Consider the following 20103-nt stretch of genomic DNA (forward strand, 5'->3'; position numbering starts at 1 on the left):
AACAGAAGATTGCGAAGCGGCTGAAACCTGTGATTCATCCTCCCGAGTGGCGGCCCACCCAACCTCCCGAGCGCCCGCGCCTGCCACGCCTGGACATGGCCCGTTTTACCCCCGTACCGCCACCGTTCCCACCCCCTGAAATCCCGAGAAATTCTCCTTGAAACTCCCGAGATTTTTTCCTTTCCCTGTCACCACAAACTGCGATTGTTGGCTCCGTGGACAGGCCAGCAACCCCTCTGGATCAAGGCCCGCAGCCTGTCGGCATAGCAATGCGCGACCCACTCAACGTACAAACACGACGATAGGAGATTGCTTCATGTTTAAACGTACTGTGATCGCCGCCTCCCTGGTGGCTGCTACCCTGGCTTCGGCTCAATCGATGGCTGCTGTTGTCGGTGGCGGTGCTACCCTGCCGGAAAAACTCTACAACGGTGCCTCGCCGCTGCCACGTCTGCTGCCGACCGACTTCAGCTACACCGGCGTAGGCAGCGGCGGCGGCAAAACCGCCTTCCTGACCGATGCCCCGGCGTCGATCAACCAGGCTGCCGGCACTCCAGTCGACTTCGCTGGTAGCGATTCGGTTCTGAGCGCCACCGAACTGTCCACCTACAACACCAACAAACTCGCCACCAAAGGCCGTCTGATCCAGATTCCTTCGGTAGGTACTTCGGTGACTATCCCTTACAAGAAGTCGGGTAACACCACCCTGCAGCTGACCGCAGCCCAACTGTGTGCCGCCTTCTCGGGTAGCGCAACGACTTGGGGCGCCATGCTCGGCACTAGCGATAACACACCCATCAAGATCATCTACCGTGACGGCAGCAGCGGCACCACTGAGCTTTTGACTCGCTTCCTGAACGACACCTGCCCGACCAGCATCAAAGTCAACAGCACCTTCACCAGTGCCAAGCAGACCGCCGTGCCTTCGACCTGGCAAGCTGTTGCCGGTAGCGGCGATGTCATCACCGCTGTCAACGCCACCGATGGCACCATCGGCTACGTCAGCCCTGACTACGTCAACCCAGGCAACAACGCTGTGGTTGCCCGTGTGAGCAAGACTGCAATGGCCGCTGGCACCGCTCCGCTGCCAACCTCCGCCAACGCTCAGACCGCTCTGGGCACCGCTGTTGCGCCAAGCAACGCAACCGATCGCGCCAACCCATCCAAATGGGTACCAACCTTCGGTTCGGGCACTACTGATAACCCTGTTCCAACCGCCGGCTATCCAATCGTTGGCTACACCAACCTGATCGTCGGTCAGTGCTACCAGACCGCAGCTGACGCCACCGCGATCCGCAGCTTCCTCAACGACCTGTACAGCGGCACCAAATCCAGCACTATCTCGCTGCACGCCTTCGTCAGCCTGCCGACCGCTTATGCTGACGAAATCAAGAACGTGTTCCTGAACAACACCTACGGCGACGGCCTGGACATCAACAACGCCTCGGTCTGCAACGGCATCGGCCGTTCGTAAGTTACCGACCACGCGCTGCCCGCAATGGGCATAGAACCGGTGGCGTCTTCGTGACGCCGCCGGTTTTTTCGTTTGTGCGCCATAGCCCACCGAGATGAACTTTGCATGACAAAGGTTCGGTCGGTGTCGGTGGCAACCGCCTTATGGCAAAGCGGCATCAACGCCGCGATCCAGTTGAATTCCAAGACTCCGCACAAGGAACCGAAGCGATGTCGCGCGGCATGACCCAGCCAGACCTCCCAGCTCCAGCCGTTCAACGTCGCAGCAAGCCTGCCGCTGCCGAGCCTTTGCTGCTTAAGCCGCTGGCCCAGGCCATCGCGCTGTTGATGCTGGCGGGCACGGCCCAGGCTGCGCAGCCTTTCAGTTCGGCCTGGTTCGCGGCCAAGGGGGCATCGACCGCGCCAGCATCGGGCAGTGCCGGGGCCGCCGCGCAAGTGCCGGGCACGCCACCGCCACTGGCCCAGCAGCAACGCCTGAACCAGCAGTTCCAGCGTTCCTTGAGCAACCTCAACAACACAGTGTCGGCGATCGCCGCCCAGCAGGCCGCGCAGGCTGCCGGGCGTACCTTGGCCCAGGTACAGCCGCAAGTGGTGCCCAATGGCCTGGGCCAAGGCGGGTTGAAGGTCGACGAGAATCCGTTGACCCAGGGCTGGCTGAACGCCAAGGCGCCGCAACAGGCCGAAGCCAACGGCAAAACCCAGGTCACCATCGAACAGACTGCCGACAAAGCGATCCTCAATTGGGAGACCTTCAACGTAGGGCGCGACACCACGGTGAAGTTCGCCCAGCAGGCCGAATGGGCAGTGCTCAATCGGGTCAACGACCCCAACGCACGCCCCAGCCAGATTCACGGCCAGATCGAGGCCCCCGGCACGGTCATGTTGGCCAACCGCAACGGTGTGGTGTTCAGCGGCACCAGCCAGGTCAACGTGCGCAACCTGGTGGCAGCGGCAGCGCAGATCAGCGACGAGCAATTCACCCAGCGCGGCCTGTACGTGGACACCACCGGCAGCCAGGCCACCTTCAGCCAGGCTGCAGGCAGCGTGTTGGTAGAGCGTGGCGCGCAAATCCAGACCCAGGAGCCGGCCAGTTCCACCACCGGGGGCGGCTACGTGCTGCTGCTGGGTAGCGAGGTGAGCAACGAAGGCCAGATCATCAGCCCCAAGGGCCAGGCCACCCTGGCGGCAGGCGATGAGTTCTATATCCGCCGTGGCCAAGGCACCACTGCCAACCAGTATTCCACTACCCGCGGCAACGAGGTTGCCACTGGCCGAGCCAGCAACAGCCAGGCAGGCACTGTGCGCAACGCAGGCCTGATCCAGGCCGCAGACGGCGACATCACTCTGACCGGGCACCAGGTTCAACAGAACGGTGTAGCCCTGGCCAGCACCTCGGTGGACCGCCGGGGCAGCATCCACCTGCTCAACGCCGCCAGCGACAGCACCGGTAGCGTGAGCTTCGGCCAGGGCAGCGTGACCGCGATCATGCTGGACGAAAGCCAGGCCCTGGACAGCCAGCGCCAAGCCTCCCTTGAAGCGGTCAAACAGGGCCAGGGCAACCTCGCCACGGGCCACTTCGACAACCTCAGCACCGTGGCTGACCGCACCGACCAGTCCCGTGTCGAGGTGGTCAGCGGCGGTACCGTGCATTTCCAGAGCGGTTCGCTGACCCTGGCCACTGGTGGCCAGGTCGCCGTCAGTGCCGGCCAGCGCAGCCTGGTGGACGATGGCGCGCACATCGACGTCGCCGGTGCGTTGGGCGTGAAGGTGGCGATGGAAAGCAACAACATCAAGATCAACGTGCAAGGCAACGAGCAGCGCGATGCGGCGGGCAACCGCGACGCAGGCGGGTTGATCAACAGCGACGTGTGGGTCGATGTGCGCGAGCTGGTGCATGTCGCGGCTGGGGTCAATGGTTATGCCAACGAGCGCTGGTACACCGCCGGCGGCTTGCTGGAAGTGGCAGGCTACCTGGGTACGCAGAACCACAGTGTGGGCGAGTGGATGGCCCAGGGCGGCACGCTGACCTTCACCGGCCAGGACCTGGTAACCCGTGCCGGCGCCGAAATCAACCTGTCCGGGGGCACCCTGGCCGTGCAGGACGGGGTGATTCAGCAAAGCTGGCTGCGTGGCGTCGACGGGCGCCTGTACGAGGTGTCCAAGGCGCCCGGCGACCTGCTGTACACCGGCGTTTATCGAGGTTACGAGGACATCAGCGAACGCTGGGGCCAGACATCCGTGTATTACAACCCGCTGATCGCCCCGCAGCAGCGCTTCGAGCAGGGCTACACCGTAGGCCGCGATGCCGGCAGCCTTGTGGTGACAACCCAGAGCGCGGTGCTCGACGGGCAACTGATCGGGGAAACCTGGCAGGACGAACGCCAGGTGCAGGCGCCGGTACAGGGACTGGACGGCTACCAGCAGACGCACTCGGCCCAGGCGCGAGGCGCACAATTGGTGATCGGCCAGCAAACGCCGAGTTACATCGTGGCCAGCAAAGAGCTCGCCTATGGCCTGGCCCCGGTCATGCAACAGGTACGGCTGCAAAGCGGCGCAGCCGGGGCCAGCGCCTCGGTCGACCTGGACAGCGCACTGGATGAAACGCGCCGAGGGCGCCTGGTACTGGACAGCGAGCAGCTCAGCGCCTTCGGCCTCGGCGGGCTGACCGTGGTTGCCAGCGAGCTTGTGCAGGTTGACGGTGCCGTGGCCCTGGCCGATGGCGGTCAGCTGGCGTTGCATGGCCCGCAGGTGGAGGTTAACGCCGACCTGGTGGCCAAGGCAGGCAGTATCAGCCTGGGTGACGTGGTTGCTGACATGAATGGCGGGGCGCTTGTCGAGCGCGCCCTGGCCACCCCGCAAGGCACCCGTGCGCACGTAAGCGTTGCCGACGGCGTGCTACTGGACGCCAGCGGGGTGCGCAGTGAGCTCAACACCGCCACGGCCAGCGCCATGCGCAATGGCGGCGACCTGTCGCTGCGTAGTTCCGGCGATGTGGTGCTGGGCCAGGGTAGTTTGCTCGATGTGTCCGGCGGTATCGTGCGCGGTGAGAACAACCGCCTGCTGGGTGGCAGTGGTGGCAACCTGACCTTGCAGGTGGCGGCCAACGCCCGTGAAGGTGGCGCGGACGCCACAAGCCAGCTGCAACTAGACGGTCAGGTGCGTGGCTACGGCAGCACGGGGGCCGGCACGCTCGATATTCGCGGTGGCCAGGTGCAGATCGGCGGCGAGCCCCAGGCTGACGCCGGCGTTTATCTGGCAGCCGACTTCTTCAACCTTGGCTTCGCCCAGTACACCGTGCGCGGTGGCAGCGGCCTGACGGTTGCCGAAGGCAGCCAGGTGCAGGTAACCCGGCCCGTGCAAGCGCTCAATGCTGGCCGGGCGGTCAGCGACCAGGCAGCGCCCTGGCTGCCGCCGTTGTTGCTCGAAAACGCACCGGCCGGTGAACTTGGCCAACGCGAGGGCGCCAGTTTGATCCTGGCCGCAGGGGATATTCTGCAAGGCCAGGCCGAGCGTGAGGCTGCCGTACTGGCAATTGGCAAGGGCGCTGCTATCACTGTCGACCCCTTGCAAAACATCGCCTTGCGCAGCACGGCGCAAATCACCTTGGAGGGCAGCCTGCAAGCGTTGGGTGGCACGGTCAGCTTGTTGCAGGAAAAACCTTCGCTGGCGGCCACCGGCATTGCTGAGTTGCCCCATGAACGCTCGATTCGCCTGGGCAGCGATGCATCGATCGATGTGTCCGGCCAGGCCTACGTGGCCCTCGACAGCCTTGGTCGCCGTTACGGGCGGGTGGACGCAGGCGGCAGCATCGTCATCGGTGGCGAGATCGACCATGCCAAGGGCACCAGCGAAGCCATGGACCTGTTCCTGATACTGGAGCAGGGCTCACAACTGCGCGCCAACGGTGCCCAGGCGGCTCTCTACGTACCTGGCCAGGGCGAGGTCGCGGTCGCCAGTGCCGGTGGCAGCATCAGCCTGGCGTCGAACAACGGGCTGCAGCTCGACGGCGGGTTCAGCGCGGTTTCCGGTGGGGCCGGCGCGGCGGGCGGGACCCTTGCCGTTGCCCTGGATACCGGCCTGTACTTGAACGCTTATGTGGCCGACGCATTCAACGTGCCCCGCGAGCTCCTGTTGACGCAACACAGCGAGGCGCAAAACCAGGGTATGCCAGCCTACGGTCAGGGCCGCCTGAGCGTGGACCAGATCCAGGCAGCGGGCTTCACCAGCCTCGACCTGCTCAGCGATGGCGTGCTGGCCTTCGACGGCGACATCGAACTGGGCATGGCCCAGCAGATGCGCTTGTATGCTGGCTCGCTGGTGTTGAGCGAGGGCGCGGGCGACGAGGCCCACGTACACCTGCAGGCGCCATTCGTACGCCTGGCCGGGAGCAACCACCTGGGGTCCGATGTGGCCAAGCGCCCGACAGTGAAAGGCGGGCTGTCGCAGCAAGCCAGCGAGGGCACATTGCTTGTCGAGGCAAACCTGCTGGAAGTGCGCGACGTGTTGACCTTGGGGGCGCACGGCACCCTGGCCCACAGCGACGGGCAAAGCCTGACCTTTGACCGTCGAGGTTTTGGCTTGGCCAGCCTGGTCAGTGCAGGTGATATCCGCTTGCTCGGGCTGGTGGGCAGCGGCGACCGCACTCGCCTGATCAGCAATGCCGACCTCACCTTGCAAGCCGCGCAGATTTACCCGGTGACCGGCGCCTTCGCCTCGGTCGAAACCACCCAGGATGCCACCTTGCGTATCGCCAGCAACGGCGCCACGCCGGCAGCGCCGCTGTCGGTGTTCGGGCGCCTGGAACTGCTTGCCGGAACGGTGGAACAGGGCGGCGTGCTGCGTGCGCCGCTTGGCCAGATCGCCATCGGCAACGCCAGCAGCCCGGTGCAGGAACTGCGCCTGCTGCCAGGCAGCATCACCTCGGTGAGCGCAGCGGGCGTGCAGATGCCGTATGGCGGTACCGTCGACGGCCTGAATTACCTGTACGACGGCAAAAGCGTCAGCTTGCTGGGCGCCGCAGGCGATGCGAGCCGTGGTGTGAGCTTGACCGCAGCGCAGGTCGATGTACAAGCAGGCGCGCTGATCGACCTGTCCGGTGGGGGCGAACTCACCGGTGCAGGCTTCATCTCTGGGCGTGGCGGCTCCACCGATGCGCGTTACAACCCCTTGGTGCAGCTCGACAGCGACGGCCAGCTGGTGTTGCCGTCGCTGTCGAGCAACCCGGTGTATGCCATCGTCCCGGGCCTTGCAGTGGACTATGCACCGCTGGCCGCTGAAGCCGGCGTCAGCGACCCCGGCATTGGCCAGCAGATCACCCTGGACCACGGCATACCGGGCCTGGTCGCCGGTACCTACACCTTGTTGCCTGCCAGCTACGCGCTGTTGCCGGGTGCGTATCGGGTGGAACTCAATGGCCTGGCGGGCACTGGCAAGCAGAGCGCCAGCCTGGCGTTGCGTAACGGCTCCTGGGCGACCTCGGGCCGCGTGTCGGTGGTCAACACGGGCATCGCCCAGCCGGTTTCCAGCCAGGTGATCGTCACCGCCGCCGACACGTTGCGCAAATATTCCCAATACAACGAAATGAGTTACGCGGCCTTCGTCGCGGCCGATGCTGCCACCAAGGGGGTGCCCCGTGCGGCCATCGAGGCCGATGGCAAGGGCCTGACCTTCACCTTCACCGCTGGGGTGAATGCCGAGGACAAACTTCGTTTTGCCGGGACGGTCGACTTCAGTGCAGCCAAGGACGGTGCAGCTGGTTATGCCACCGTGCTTGGCCCTAACGAAGGCATCGAACTGCTGGCCGATGGCACGCAGAGTACATTGCCTGGCGAGGATACCGCGTCGCTGTATGCCAGCCAGCTGTCAGCCTTGCATGCGCCACGGCTGAGTATCGGTGCCCGACCGATCGTGAATTATGGCCAGGGCGGCAATGTGGTGGAGTTTGAAGGCTACAACCGCAACCTGTGGTTGCGCTCCGGCGCGCAGCTAAGCGCCGGCGAAGTGTGGATGTTCAACAGTACCGTCAGCGGTGGCATCTTCATCGAACAGGGCGCGACAGTCAGCACCTTGGGCCAGGGCGCGGTGCCGTTCGATGCGTCGAACGGCTACCTGTTGTCGCCAGGCCTGCGGGCCATGCTGGCTGTGTCCAACGGGCGTATGGATATCCAGCCACCCACTACTGGTACCAGCTTTGATGGCGCAGGCTCGATCATCATCGGCGATTGCCCGACAGGTGATTGCCAGGGCCAGACGCGCCTGTATTCCGAAGGCTCGCTGTTCGCCGTCACCAACAATACCTTCAGCCTCGGCGACCAGGTCCGCTTCGGCAGCCGACACCTGGGCCTGGCCGTTGGCCGGATCAACGTCGGCTCACTTCAGGCGTTGAACAGCGCAGCGCAGGCCGGTGTGCTCGGTGCCGGCCTGACCCTGAACCAACAGGTACTGGACCGCCTGTTCCAGGGCAATGCCGACGAGCAGGTACCGGCGCTCGAATCCTTGACCTTATCGGCCAGCGACTCGATGAATTTCTTCGGGACCACCGTGCTCGATACCTTCGACCCGTTGACGGGGCAAAACCGCCTGCAGGACCTGGTGCTCGGTACGCCAGCCATCTATGGCGCCGGTGGCGTCGATGACCGCGCCAGCATTCGCACCGGCAGCCTGGTCTGGAAGGGCGCGCAAACCCTTGCAGGCACCCCGATCACCGGAGGGGCCGGTAGCGGCGACGGTGTGCTGGATATCCAGGTGCAGGACATGACCTTTGGCTATGGCCCTAACAGCCAGCCCAATGGTAGCGCCGACATGGCGCGGCAGACGCTGGGCTTCGGCCTGGTCAACATCAGCGCCAGCCACCAGGTCACTGCCAACCACACTGGTAGCCTGCAGGTGTATCACCAGCGCGGCACCTATCAGGCCGATGGCACCTTCCAGTACAGCGGCGGCGACCTGCAGGTCAGCACGCCGCTCTGGACCGGTGCTGCCGGTTCGATCAACCGCATCCAGGCCGGTGGCGAGGTGCGTGTCGCGGCAGGTGAGGGCGCCTTGGCCTCCGGACGGGACAGCCTGGGTGCCGAACTGGCGCTGAGCGGCCAGCGTGTGGTGGTCGACGGTACGTTCAGCCTGCCCAGCGGCAAGCTGGCCCTCGATGCCATCGACGATGTGCTGCTCGGCGACACCGCACGTATCGACCTGGCCGGCCGCGCGCTGGCCTTCAACGATGTCACCCGCTACAGCTGGGGCGGCGATCTGGTACTGGCCAGCCAGGCCGGCAGCATTCGCCAGGCAGCGGCCTCACAGATCGACCTGAGCGCCAGCAACAACCGCGCCGGGCGCCTGACTGCCACCGCACTGGGTGAGGCGGGGCACATCGAGCTGCTTGGGCAGATACTCGGCGCTGCCAGCGGTTACTACGACGCAGGCGGCACCCAGGTGCCCTACGCCGCTGCCGAGGTGAACCTTCGCGGCCAGTGGCTGGACGACTTCACGGGGTTGAACCAGCGCCTGAACCGCGACCAGGTGTTCGGTGCACGCAGCTTCCAGATCAAGCAGGGTGACCTGGTGTTGGGCGATGAGCTCAAGGCCAGCCAGATCAGCCTGTCGCTCGACAATGGCCACCTCACCGTCAACGGCCTGGTCGATGCCAGCGGCGAGCGCGTAGGCAGCATCCGCCTGGCGGCCAAACAAGGCCTGACCGTCAACGGTGGTGCGCGGCTGGACGCCCATGGCAGCGTGCTGCGGGTCGATAGCTACGGCGCGATCATCGATGCACCGAACCGTGCGGTGATCGAGCTTAACAGCGGAGAGGGCCTGCTGACCCTCGCCAGTGGTGCTGCGTTCGACCTGCGCCATGGCACCTCGGCCGCTGCCGGCAGTGGCCCCAACCTGCATGACGGGCGCAGCCTCGGTACCCTGCAGTTGATCGCCCCGCGGGTGGGTGGCGACACCGTGGGTGACATCGCCATCGAAGCACGTGGCGCGCTGGACATTACCGGTGCACGCACCATCGCCGTGGTGGGTAACCAGCGTTACACCGATGCCCCCGATGGCGGGCTGTCGGCCAGCGGCCGACCGTTCCAGTACATCGACCAGGCTTATCTGGACGGCAAAGATGCGCTTAATGCCACCTTCATCGAGAACCTGCTGAAAAACCGTGATCTTCGTGACACCCGCCTGGCCGGGCTGACCACGGCGGCCTATGCCCAGGCGTTGCATCTGCGCCCTGGTCTGGAAATCGCCACCCGCGACACCCAGACCGACCTGATCGTGCAGGGTGACCTTGATCTGTCGGCTCATCGCTACGACAGCATCAACCCGCTCACCCAGAAAACCTCGGTCTATGGCTCGGGCGAGGTGGGCAACCTGGTGTTGCGTGCAGGCGGCAACCTGGAAATCTATGGCAGTATCAACGACGGTTTCGCGCCGCCGGACTCTGCCAGCGACGAGGCGCGTACCGATGGGCGCGGCTGGCTGCTGTTACCCGGCAAGCAACCGTTCGACAGCGACCTGGTGATCCCGCGCAGTGGCGTGGAACTGGCCGAGGGAACCCTGTATCCCGAGGGCAGCCAGCTCAACTTCGACCTGCCATTCGCCGATACTACCTTGCCGGCGAACACCCGCCTGCCAACCGACTTGCAGCTGTCTGCCAGCCTCACCTTGCCGGCGGGCACGGTGCTGGACGCGGCCGTGCGCGACACCCAGGGCAACCTGCTGTACGCCGCCGGTACGCTGCTGGCCGAATCGGTCACCTTGCCGGGCGGCACCTACTTCGACGCGGGTTCGCGTTTACCGGTGGCCATGGCCGTGCTGGGCGGCGTCTGGAGCAAAGGTGCAACGCTGCCGGCAGGCGGGCTGAGCCAGCGCGGCCCGCTGGAACTGGCCGTGGGCGCGCGCTTGCCGGCGGGTGTCGATGTCAAGCTTGCCGAAGACCTCGATGTGATCGAACTGCGGCCATCGGTCGATGGCCAGCAGGGGCGCAACTGGGCGCTGGCGCAGATGCTGCCGCAAGGGTCGCAATCCTGGTCGATGCGCCTGGTTGCCGGTGCCGACCTGGAGGCGGCGGATAGCCGCCTGACACGCCCCGAGCCGGATGCCGGCCTACTGCGTCTTGCCGACCAACACTACATTGCTGACCTTTTGCTGGAGCCCGGGAGCGGCGGAACCGCCCCTGCCAGTGGCTGGGTCTGGTCCGATATCAATGGGGCAGGCAATCCGCCGGGTGATCCCGTGCCTGAAGATCAGATCTTCTTCTGCGAGATCATCCCTGATTGGTGCACCTTTATCGAACCGAAGAAAGTGCTGGTTTGGTCCGATATCAATGGAGCAGGTAATCCGCCGGGTGATCGTGTTCCTGACGAGCAGATTTTCTTTTGTGAGATCATTCCTGAATGGTGCTCGGAAATTGACGACCCAGGCCAAGGCGGTGAGCCCACCCGCGACCGGCTCATCGTCACGCCGAAAACCCAGCTGTTCAGTGTCTTGCGTACCGGCACTGGCGACCTGGACCTGATCAGCGCCGGTGACTGGCGCATGGACTCGTTGTTCGGTGTGTACACGGCAGGTACGCCTTCTGCGGCACTGTTGGTCGACGGGGCTGACCCTCATCAAGGCCTTCGCGGTGTGCAAGCCGACGGTACGTTGCTGGGGCAGGCCGGGGCAGCCTATGAAGCGGCGACGGCGCAAGCCTATCAAGCCTGGTACCCCGAGCAAGGCGGCAACCTGTATGTCGAGGCCGGCAGCGATCTGCTCGGCAACCTGATGGCGAGCAAGCTCAGTGCTTCCGGTGTGCGGCCGCAGCAAGCCACGGCCTCGGTGGGTAACTGGCTGTGGCGGCAAGGCCAAAGCGATGCCGATACGCCGGCAGCCTGGTGGATCAATTTCGGTACCTACGCACAGCAACCTAGCACCAGCGCGACAGACCCCTGGCTGGTGGGTTTCACCGGTATCGGCACGCTGGGCGGGGGCAATCTGGACGTCCGGGTGACCGGCGCTGCTGGCTTGCAGCAAGCCAGCAATGCCCTGAACAGCGACGTAGAGCGCAGCCAGGGCCTGGACTTGGTGGTGGCCAGCTCCGGCCGGATCGACGCTGACGGGCGTCTGGTGCAAACCGGCGGCGGTGACTTGAACCTGCGTGTCGGTGGTGGCATCAACCCCGGTTACGCGGCGGCCGGCTCAGCGCGGGCCGATATCGACTTGCAAGGCACGCTGGTCAACGTGCGCGGGGCGTTGCAGGTGGACGCGCAAAGTGTCGGCGTGCTGGAACAGCTCTATGGCAGCTACTCGGTCGCCCATGACAACAACGAGTCGCGGGCGTACGACCCGTATACCTCAAGCCGCGCCAATGCCATGGGCGGGTTGGCATTGATGGTGGGCGATAGCGGTGTTCGCTTGCAGGCGCGTGGCGACATGGTGGTGCAAGGCGTCGGCGACCCTGGCCGTGTGTCTACCTTCAATACCTCGCCGTACCTGGGTGATGACGGTATCACCTATCCGAGCGAGGGTTACAGCTGGTTCTCGCTCTGGCGTCCGACTACGTCGGTAAGCTTGATGAGCTCAGGCGGCAACCTGGTGCCTGTGGTCACTGTAGACGGCGCGAGCCCGAGTACCAACTTGCCTGTGTATGATGGCCGTATCTTCTACCCGACCGCGCTGAGTGCAGTGGCCGCCAATGGAAGCCTGTACTACGGCAGCTCGGCAGTAGGCACGCGGATTGGGGCGTCGTCGCCCAATTCGCTGATGGTTGCGCCTTCGTTCAATACCGCGCTTGAGCTGCTCGCCGGTGACTCCATTTACGCCAGTGGCTACGTGGTCAGCCAGGCAGGTACCGACAGTTCGGCCATCGCCACCCCGCAACGCCCCGCGTTTGCCGGCATTGGCGAAAGAGGCGCGATTCTTTCGGGCAACCTGCATGCCGATCTACAAGGCGAGCCGAACGACTTCCCGCTTTACACCTACGACGTCAATACCTATAGCCAAGGTGTGGCCCCCCTCGCGCCGGTGCGTTTCTATGCGTTGGACGGCGATATCGTCGGCCTGGCTACAGGCGAGATCCTGACCTACGAACTAAGCGGCCGCACGTTGTACCAAGGCAGTGGCCCGGTGCGCATCATGGCCGGGCGCGACATTGTCAACGCAGGCGTTCCGCTGCAAACGTCGCGCACCACCAATAGCGTGTTGAGCACCAGTTGGGGACCGGTTACCAGCACCGGTAACTTGATCATTCACGGTGATGGCAATGATGTCTCATTGGTCAGTGCAGGGCGCGATATCCGCCTCAGTACGTTCAACGTCGCCGGCCCTGGGCAACTGGAAGTGGTGGCCGGGCGTGATCTGTACCAGTCCGGGCAAGGCATCGGCTCTGCTTATCAAGAGGCGTCGATCAACAGCATTGGCCGCATCGACGGCAGTGGTTCTGGCAATGACGGGGCTTCCATCGCTGTTCTGGTCGGTGCCGGTGCGCAGGGGGCCGATTACCGCAATCTGCTGGAGCGCTACCTGAACCCGAGCAACCTGCTCGATACTGGCGCCTCGCTGGCCAGCCAGCCCGACAAGGTCGCCAAGGTCTACGACCAGGAGCTGGTCACCTGGCTGGGCGAGCGCTTCGCCTTCCAGGGCGACAGCGAAGCGGCCCGGGCCTACTTCGCCACCCTGCCAACCGAGCAGCAGCGCATCTTCGCCCGCCAGGTGTACTTCGCCGAGCTGCGTGAAGGTGGCCGCGAGTACACCGACGTCGACGGCCCGCGCACTGGCAGCTACCTGCGTGGCCGCCAGGCGATTGCCGCGCTGTTCCCGGAAAAGGACGTGGCCGGCAACCCGATCAGCTACACCGGTAACGCCACCTTCTACGGCGGCGCGGGCATCCACACCGATTTCGGTGGCGATATCCAGGTGCTCACCCCAGGTGGCCAGCAGGTGTTCGGCATCGAGGGCGAGGCGCCGCCGTCCACGGCGGGGGTGATCACCCAGGGCAGTGGCGATATCCAGCTGTATGCCCAAGGCAGCATCCTGCTGGGCCAGAGCCGCATCATGACCACCTTCGGCGGCTCGATCCTCGGTTGGTCGGCCGAAGGCGACATCAACGCCGGCCGTGGCTCGAAAACCACCGTGGTGTATACGCCGCCCAAGCGCACCTACGACCTGTGGGGCAACGTTGCCCTGGCGCCGTCGGTGCCGAGTACCGGCGCCGGTATCGCCACGCTCAACCCCATCGCCGAAGTGGCGCCCGGGGACATCGACCTGATCGCGCCGCTGGGCACCATCGATGCCGGCGAAGCGGGCATCCGCGTGTCGGGCAACGTCAACATCGCCGCGCTGCAGGTGGTGAACGCTGCCAACATCCAGGTGCAGGGCGATGCCAAGGGCATGCCGGTGGTGGCGTCGGTGAACACCGGGGCGATCGCCTCGGCCAGTGCGGCGGCATCGTCGGCAACCCAGGCGGCAGAGGAGGTGGGGCGCCAGCAGCAGGCAGCGGCACGCCAGCGCCAGCCGTCGGTGATTACCGTGCGGGTGCTGGGCTTTGGTGGCGAGCGGTTGGTGCCGGGGCAGGATGGCGCGAGCCTGAACCCGCAGTACAACCGCCAGAGCCCGGTGCAGGTGCTGGGGGCCGGGCAGTTGGATGAGCGGGCACGGGGGGAGTTGACCGAGGAGGAGCGGGGTAACCTGTTGCTTTGAGGCCATGGCGAAAGGGCCGTCAAGGCTGGCGCTCAGCCACGGCCCTCAACGTTCTCAAGGTCACCACCGGTGCATCCACCACGAACCGGTTGGCCAACCACCCCGGCACATCCCCGGCCGGGTCGGCCTGCAACTGGTAGGTCACCTCGGTTTGCCGTTCGCCCAGGGGTTTCATCACCCACTCGCCACTGAGCCGCTGCACGCGGATCAGCCCGTTTTCCTCCGGCACCTTGCGCGGGTCGGCACTCAGGTGCCGTACCAGCGTGCCGTCATCGAGCCGCTCGCTGGTGACCTTCAGCACGATGTCGCGGGGCAATGTCGGCCATGGCAGGTCGGTGGTCAGGTACACCCAAGTGGTGTCGCCGTCGACTTCCAGCAAACGCATCTGTTCACAGGCATACAGCCACTTGCACGCCACCCGCAGGTTTTCCTGCAGGTCGGTGAGCGTGCGCACGCTGGCTTTCATGGTGCTGACACCCCGAAATTGCTGGTAGGGCGAGTCGCTGGCGGACGCCAGGTAGACACGTATGCCTTCGCGGTCGTAGGCCAGTTTCCAGTCGTCGCTGGCAAGGGCACAGGTTGAAAACAGCACGATGGCCAGCAGCAAGCAGCGGTTCATGCTGTGCACCATGTGTGGAGGTAGGGTATTGAAGTATGAGCGGCAAACAGAGAAGTTGCCAGGCGGGGCAGAAACGCAATGCGAGCTACGCCCCTGGTAGGAGCGAGCATAGCTCGCGATGGGCCGCAGCGCGGCCCCAATGGCTCAACGCTGCGGGTTGAGGGTCAGGTGCACGTGGCGGTTCACGTCCTTGTACAGCAGGTAGCTGAACTTGCCTGGGCCGCCGGCGTAGCACGCTTGCGGGCAGAAGGCGCGCAGCCACATGAAGTCGCCGGCTTCCACTTCCACCCAGTCCTGGTTCAGGCGGTACACAGCCTTGCCTTCGAGCACGTACAGGCCGTGCTCCATCACGTGGGTTTCGGCGAACGGAATCACGCCGCCTGGCTGGAAGGTGACGATGTTGACGTGCATGTCGTGGCGCATGTCGGCCATGTCGACGAAGCGGGTGGTGACCCAGCGGCCTTCGGTGCCCGGCATCTCGATGACGGTGGCGTTGTCGCGGTGGGTGACGAACGACTCAGGCACGGCCAGGCCTTCGACTTTCTGGTAGTGCTTGCGCAGCCAGTGGAAGGTGACGTTGGCCTTGCTGTTGTTGCGCAGGCTCCACTCGGCGCCCGGGGCCAGGAAGGCGTAGCCGCCTGGGGTCAGGGTGTGGTGCTTGCCTTCGACGGTGATGTCCAGCTCGCCTTCGACGATGAACACCACGGCTTCGGCGTTCGGGTCCAGCTCAGGGCGCTCGCTGCCGCCTTCCGGGGCCACTTCGACGATGTACTGGGAGAAGGTTTCGGCAAAGCCGGTCAGCGGGCGGGCGATGACCCACATGCGCATCTTGTCCCAGAACGGCAGGTGGCTGGTGACGATGTCACGCATCACGCCTTTGGGGATCACGGCATAGGCTTCGGTGAACATGGCACGGTCAGTCAGCAGCTCGGTTTGAGCTGGGTGCCCACCGTGGGGGGCGAAGTAGGAGTGATTCGACATGAACGATCTCGACTTGTTGTTCTCTCCCCATGCCTTGAACCACACCGGCCGGTGCGTGCAGGGGATGCCCGAACAGCATAGGGCGACGGCCGTTCCATCCACAAATTAAATGTTGAAATACTCGACATTCAGTTACTGAATGCCAATGTCAGGCCATGACAAAATTTTCACATCCTCTTGCTAGGATCCTGCCCAACCTAAAGGAGCCCAGAATCCATGCCCATCCTGCGTCAGCGCAGCACCCGCATCGCCTTGACCGCCGCCGCCGGCCTGGTGGCCGCCACCCTGGGCTTTTTCGCCTGGCAATCCTTCTACCCGGTGCAGGCCGCCAAGGGTTGGGAGGTCGAGGTGCTGCACCGCGACGTGGACAAGGCCGCCTCGCTGCTCCCGCAGGCCGATGGCAGCTTGCTGGTCAGCCGTGAGCTGGACGATGGCCATGGCAGCATCCTCAAGATCACCGCCCATGGTGACCGCGTGGTGTTGCTGAACAACCTGTCCAAACCCGATGGCATGGTTGCCGCCCAGGGCGGCTGGGTGTTCAGCCAGGAAGGCGGCCAGGCGCCTGTCACCTTGTACCGCGACGGCCAGTTCGTGCCGCTGTTCGAAGGCTTCAGCGTGCAGGGCCTGTGGAATGACGGCGATCACCTCTTTGCCATCGAAGACCGCAAGGGCGATGGCCGGCTCATGCGCTACGACTGGCAGACCGGCCAGCTGGATGTGCTGCGCTCGGGCCTCAGCGAAACCGAAGGCCTGACCCGCTGCCATGACGGTCGCCTGCTGTATACCGAAAAGGGCACTGGCATCGTGCGCGCCTTGGCCGATGACGGCAACGACCCGGTCGTGGCCCAGGGCCTGCGCCACCCCACTTTCCTGATGTGCGACCAGCGCGGCCTGTGGATCAGCGAAGACAACACCCACCGCGCGCGCCTGCTGCGTATCGATGCCGAGGGCACCCAGCACGTGGTGCTGACCTTCCTCAAGGCGCCGCAGTCGATCATGGCCGATGGCAAGGGCGGCTACCTGCTCGCCGAAGGCGGGCGCAACCGGGTGCTGCGCCTGACGCCACCGGCCGACGACGCCACTGCCCAGCGTTAACTGGGCAGGCGCTTGCCGCGCTTGGGCAGCAGGCCCAGCACCAGCATGCAACCCAGCAGGATCACCAGGCCGCCTGCGGCCTGCAGCGCGCTCAAGGCTTCGCCGAGGAACAGCGCGCCGACCACCACGGCCACCAATGTCACCACGAACTCGACGCTGATGGTGCGGGTGGCGCCGATGCGTGCCACCAGGCCGAAGTACAGCACATAGGTGGTGGCGCTCATCACGCCGCCACTGAGCAGCAGGTAGAGCCAGTCCCCGGCCCCCGGCACGGTGGGCACCGGCACCACCAGCAGCAAGGGCAAGGTCAGCAAGCCTCCGGCCAGGAATGCACCGCCGGTCACCGTCCAGGGGTCTTGCCCGCGCAGGTGCAGGCTGGCGTAATTGCTGCCAAAGGCTGCGCACACGCAGCCAAACAGCGAGGCCAGGCAGCCCTGGATGAAGGCCTCGGTCACCGGTTGCGCCGGGAACCCCACCAGCATGACGATGCCCAGCAGGCCCAGTAACAGCCCGGCCAGGCCCTGGCGGGAAATTTTCTCCAGCCCCCACACCCGGCCGATGATCATCGAGAACAGCGGAATGCTGGCGACGAAGATCGCCGCCATGGCCGTGCCGATGCGCGGGGTGGCGTAGGACAGGCCGATCAATTGCCCGGCCACGGTGGTGGCGCCCACCACGGTCAGCGGTTTGAGCAGCGGGCGCAGGCGCAGGGCGCGGCCGAGCAGGGCGGCAAGCACCGCCAGGGTGCCCCCGGCAATCAATGCGCGAAAACTCACCGCGCCAACCCAGCCAAAGGCGTGCACCACCTTGAGCACCACCAGAAAGGAAAAGCCCCAGGCGATGGCCAGAAACAGGTAGGCGGCGAGGTCACGCGGTCGCATGGTGCGGGGTCCATCCGGGAAGGGGGGAGCGCAGGCTAGCGGGTTGCAGCGGGGAAGTTCAAGGGGCTTGTCGCCCATGCCAGCGTATCGCGAGCTTTGCTCGCTCCTACCAGGCTGCGGTCATCCCGTAGGAGCGAGCAAAGCTCGCGATGAGGCCCGCACAGGCTACTGAGCAACCAACAGTAACGACTGCGGCACCGGGCTCTGCGGGTGCTGTGGCTCTTGCAGGCTCAACAAACGAAACCCCGCCATGTCCAGCGCATTCATCCAGCTGGCCAAGGTGCGGAAATACCACGGCATGGGCCGCCAGTTTCCACCGAACCCAGCAAACGACTCCTCACGCCACCCGTCCTGGTACTCGCCACCGGCCACCCCCCACGGGTGCAAGGTCTGGATCACCAAGGCGCCCTCAGCCAGCAACAGCCCTTTCATGGCCGCCAACAAGGGAATGATGTCCTGCTGCAAAAGGGCGAAGTTGGCGCAGATCAGGTCATAGCCACTGCCTATGTTCACCTCACTCGCCGCCAGCTGTTCATAGCTGGCCTGGTACACCTGCGCCGAGCCCGCCTGGCGCGCTGCCTGCACCAGCGTGGCATCGCCATCCACCCCCACCGCCTCGATGCCGCGGTCGGCCAGTGCGCGCAGCAACCACCCCTCGCCACACCCCAGGTCCAGTACCCGTTCGGGCTGGCGGCCGAGAATCGCCAGCAGCATCGCCCGGTCGGTGACTTGCTGGCGGCTTTCGATGGCGCCGCTGCGTACCGCTGCGATCCAGGCCTGGGCGTTTTGTTGCCAGCTGTTCAGCAGGGCGGTTTCCGGGTTGGGCATGTGCAGGCTCCTGGACAAGGGGGCTGCTCAAGCATAGGCACCTGCGCGCAGGTTGTCTGCAACCGCGTGCGGTCGCGCCTGCAAGGCCGGGCGGCCATAGAAGCACAAGGCGCTGGCGAAACTGGTGAACCACACGAATATCCCGGCCCAGAAGGTGTGCGACATGAAGTGCCAACCCTGCAGCACACGGGTGGTGCCGTAGACGAAACCGATCAACAACACCGCCACCAGTAAAGTGCGCGCATGTTGCCAGCGGTGGCGCAGGGCTACGAAATACAAGGCCATCAAGGTGAAACCACTGGACGCATGGCCGCCCGGCCAGCAACGGCCTTCGCCGGCCTCGCTGAACCAGCGGAAGTTCTGGTACCACTCCACCCGCGCCTGGCTACCGCCATACAACGTGGTTTCCACCGGGCAATACACGCTGGTGTGGCTTTTCAGGTAGTGAATCACCGTGGTGCACAGGGCGAACGCCACCACCACGTAGAACAGGTCGCGCCGGTAGCGGGTGGTGAACTGCAGCAACGGGCTGATGCGCGCCTTGTTCAGCCCACGGGTGATCGAGGCATTGGGGTACTTGGCCAGCAACGGCCAGATCAACGACAGCAGTGAACCGATCAGCGCCGCTTCGCCCGTCCAGTTCGGCAGGATGCGCGGCCACTTGTGGGTGACCTTTTCGAACCAGGCATCGTGCAGCAGCGGGAACTGCCCGCTGACCGGGTCGAGCAGCAGGTTGCTGAGCCAGCGGTCCAGCTCGGTGAGGTCGAAGGCCAGGAAGGTGACCACCGCCAGTAGCAGCGGTAGCCCCAGGTTGGTGAGGTAGAACGCGGAGCGTGATGGCGCAGGCATGTTTACTTCCCTGTCTGGCTGAGCAGTGCTTGCCACTGGTTGGGATTGAGTTGCCCCAGCAGTTCGGCCTTGCCGTTGCTGCCTTTGCGGATGAACAGCGCGCTGGCGTAGCCCGGCGAGCGGTCGCCCCCGGCAACGCCGAGCTGGCGTTCCAGGTGGTCGATACAGCCGCTGTGGGTGACCAGCACCAGGTTGTGGCCTTCGCGTTTATGCGCCAGGGCGGCACGGGCAAAGGTGTCGTCGCAACGGGCCAGCCAGTCCTGGGTTTCGATGGGCTTGCCGAAGACGAACGCGGCGGTCTGCTGGGTGCGCACCTCCGGGCTGGCCAGGGTGTCGGCGCCGGCCAGGCCCAGGCGGCGCAGGCCATCGCCCACGGCGGCGGCAGCCTGGCTGCCTTCGCGGGTGATGCCGGCGGGGTCGTTGAGGCAGGCATGGTTGGAGCGGTCGCAGCGCTCGGCATGGCGCACCAGGACAATCACCTCGTCGTTGTCCAGGGCGCTGTAGACGCCGTGGCCATGCATCTGCTGCACGCTGCCCAGGTCTGCCACCTGGGTGGCGTTGGCTTGCCACAGGCCAATGCCGGCCAAGGCCAGCAGCGCCGCCGCTGCCAGCCATGCGCGCGAGCGGCGTTTGGCGCGCGGCGCGCGCTGGGGGATCGTGATCGTGTGTTCCAGCATGCAGCCACTCCGAAGTCCAAAGACAGCGGGCGGG

9 protein-coding genes are annotated in these 20103 nt (G+C 65.1%); 3 read left to right on the top strand and 6 right to left on the bottom strand.

From position 1 onward, the window contains the following. The first annotated feature begins 316 nt into the window (after positions 1-316). Both F3J44_RS14485 and F3J44_RS14490 read left to right on the top strand, forming a co-directional pair. Positions 317-1474 carry a substrate-binding domain-containing protein gene (locus F3J44_RS14485; protein WP_167057090.1) on the top strand — a complete coding sequence of 386 codons (1158 nt, stop codon included), beginning with the start codon at positions 317-319 and terminating at the stop codon, positions 1472-1474. Positions 1475-1683: 209 nt separating this feature from the next. Beyond that, positions 1684-14139: a filamentous hemagglutinin family protein gene (locus F3J44_RS14490; protein ID WP_167273503.1), complete on the top strand. Its 12456-nt coding sequence runs from the start codon at positions 1684-1686 to the stop codon at positions 14137-14139. Between the two features lie 19 nt (positions 14140-14158). Here F3J44_RS14490 and F3J44_RS14495 read toward each other — a convergent pair whose 3' ends face one another. Further along, positions 14159-14758 (bottom strand): START domain-containing protein, encoded by a 600-nt coding sequence (locus F3J44_RS14495; RefSeq protein WP_167273506.1) that lies wholly within the window; start codon positions 14756-14758, stop codon positions 14159-14161. Between the two features lie 144 nt (positions 14759-14902). After that, positions 14903-15739 (bottom strand): bifunctional allantoicase/(S)-ureidoglycine aminohydrolase, encoded by an 837-nt coding sequence (locus F3J44_RS14500; RefSeq protein ID WP_027918838.1) that lies wholly within the window; start codon positions 15737-15739, stop codon positions 14903-14905. 216 nt (positions 15740-15955) lie between these two features. Here F3J44_RS14500 and F3J44_RS14505 point away from each other — a divergent pair, with 216 nt between their 5' ends. Beyond that, positions 15956-16834 carry a hypothetical protein gene (locus F3J44_RS14505; RefSeq protein WP_167273508.1) on the top strand — a complete coding sequence of 293 codons (879 nt, stop codon included), beginning with the start codon at positions 15956-15958 and terminating at the stop codon, positions 16832-16834. Here the strand turns inward: F3J44_RS14505 and F3J44_RS14510 are convergent. The 4 genes from F3J44_RS14510 to F3J44_RS14525 all read right to left on the bottom strand — a co-directional run bounded on the left by F3J44_RS14510 (position 16831) and on the right by F3J44_RS14525 (position 20069). Then, complete coding sequence (locus F3J44_RS14510; RefSeq protein WP_167273511.1) at positions 16831-17715, bottom strand: DMT family transporter; 885 nt, start codon at positions 17713-17715, stop codon at positions 16831-16833. The two genes, F3J44_RS14505 and F3J44_RS14510, sit on opposite strands and share 4 nt — an antisense overlap. A gap of 165 nt (positions 17716-17880) precedes the next feature. Further along, positions 17881-18543 carry a bifunctional 2-polyprenyl-6-hydroxyphenol methylase/3-demethylubiquinol 3-O-methyltransferase UbiG gene (locus F3J44_RS14515; protein WP_167273513.1) on the bottom strand — a complete coding sequence of 221 codons (663 nt, stop codon included), beginning with the start codon at positions 18541-18543 and terminating at the stop codon, positions 17881-17883. A 27-nt stretch (positions 18544-18570) separates the two neighbouring features. Continuing rightward, positions 18571-19392: a phosphatase PAP2 family protein gene (locus tag F3J44_RS14520; RefSeq protein ID WP_167273516.1), complete on the bottom strand. Its 822-nt coding sequence runs from the start codon at positions 19390-19392 to the stop codon at positions 18571-18573. A 2-nt stretch (positions 19393-19394) separates the two neighbouring features. Continuing rightward, positions 19395-20069, bottom strand: a complete 675-nt coding sequence (locus F3J44_RS14525; protein WP_167273518.1) for a histidine phosphatase family protein — start codon at positions 20067-20069, stop codon at positions 19395-19397. Between the last annotated feature and the right edge of the window lie 34 nt (positions 20070-20103).

It is taken from the genome of Pantoea sp. Tr-811 (assembly GCF_011752535.1).
Lineage (GTDB): Bacteria > Pseudomonadota > Gammaproteobacteria > Pseudomonadales > Pseudomonadaceae > Aquipseudomonas.

Excerpts from the sequence above, each read along its gene's own strand:
- F3J44_RS14485 (WP_167057090.1), top strand. The coding sequence starts at position 317 with ATGTTTAAACGTACTGTGATCGCCGCCTCCCTGGTGGCTGCTACCCTG.
- F3J44_RS14490 (WP_167273503.1), top strand. The coding sequence starts at position 1,684 with ATGTCGCGCGGCATGACCCAGCCAGACCTCCCAGCTCCAGCCGTTCAA.
- F3J44_RS14495 (WP_167273506.1), bottom strand. The coding sequence starts at position 14,758 with ATGAACCGCTGCTTGCTGCTGGCCATCGTGCTGTTTTCAACCTGTGCC.
- F3J44_RS14500 (WP_027918838.1), bottom strand. The coding sequence starts at position 15,739 with ATGTCGAATCACTCCTACTTCGCCCCCCACGGTGGGCACCCAGCTCAA.
- F3J44_RS14505 (WP_167273508.1), top strand. The coding sequence starts at position 15,956 with ATGCCCATCCTGCGTCAGCGCAGCACCCGCATCGCCTTGACCGCCGCC.
- F3J44_RS14510 (WP_167273511.1), bottom strand. The coding sequence starts at position 17,715 with ATGCGACCGCGTGACCTCGCCGCCTACCTGTTTCTGGCCATCGCCTGG.
- F3J44_RS14515 (WP_167273513.1), bottom strand. The coding sequence starts at position 18,543 with ATGCCCAACCCGGAAACCGCCCTGCTGAACAGCTGGCAACAAAACGCC.
- F3J44_RS14520 (WP_167273516.1), bottom strand. The coding sequence starts at position 19,392 with ATGCCTGCGCCATCACGCTCCGCGTTCTACCTCACCAACCTGGGGCTA.
- F3J44_RS14525 (WP_167273518.1), bottom strand. The coding sequence starts at position 20,069 with ATGCTGGAACACACGATCACGATCCCCCAGCGCGCGCCGCGCGCCAAA.